Here is a 596-nt window from a genome sequence, read left to right as displayed (position 1 = left end):
GGCTCTTCGCAGTTGAGGGTGTAGCGGTGGTCGGCGCGTCGTTGCCGGGATAGGGGTCGAGGTCTTCCGAGGATGGAGGTTCCTACGCCAGCCATCCGAAAGACCTCGACGTGTTCAACGCTACCGGTGGCGCAGCCTTTGGCTGCGCCGATCTGACCACCTTCTGCCGCCTTGACGAACTCGGACTGGAGGTGGCCGGGCAACGCCTGGAAACCGACCGGGCTGTGCTGGCGTGCCGGATCACCGGCGACGACTCGTGGTGTCGCCGCTGCGGTGAGCAGGGCACCGTGCGTGACAGCGTGACCCGCCAACTTGCGCATGAGCCATTCGGCTGGCGACCCACGACCCTGCTGGTCACGGTCCGCCGCTACCGATGTACCGGCTGCGCCCATGTGTGGCGCCAAGACACCAGTAAGGCCGCCGAACCACGCGCCAAGCTCTCGCGCCGCGCGTTGCGGTGGGCCCTGGAAGCCCTTGTCTGCCAACACCTGAGCGTGGCCAGAGTCGCCGAAGCCCTGGCGGTGTCGTGGAACACCGCCAACAACGCGGTCCTGGCCGAGGGCAAGCGGGTACTCATCGCTGATCCGGCCCGCTTC

The 596-nt window shown here is 67.4% G+C and carries 1 protein-coding gene; it reads left to right on the top strand.

The features are described 5' to 3' along the window. Positions 1 to 110 precede the first annotated feature (110 nt). A partial coding sequence (locus ORI27_RS33320) for a helix-turn-helix domain-containing protein (protein WP_266001438.1) occupies positions 111 to 596 on the top strand: 486 nt, incomplete at its 3' end.

The sequence above is a fragment of the Mycobacterium pinniadriaticum genome (assembly GCF_026242045.1).
GTDB lineage: Bacteria > Actinomycetota > Actinomycetes > Mycobacteriales > Mycobacteriaceae > Mycobacterium > Mycobacterium pinniadriaticum.
The sequence above is the reverse complement of the archived record's forward strand: the minus strand, read 5'-3'. Positions and strand labels throughout refer to the sequence as shown.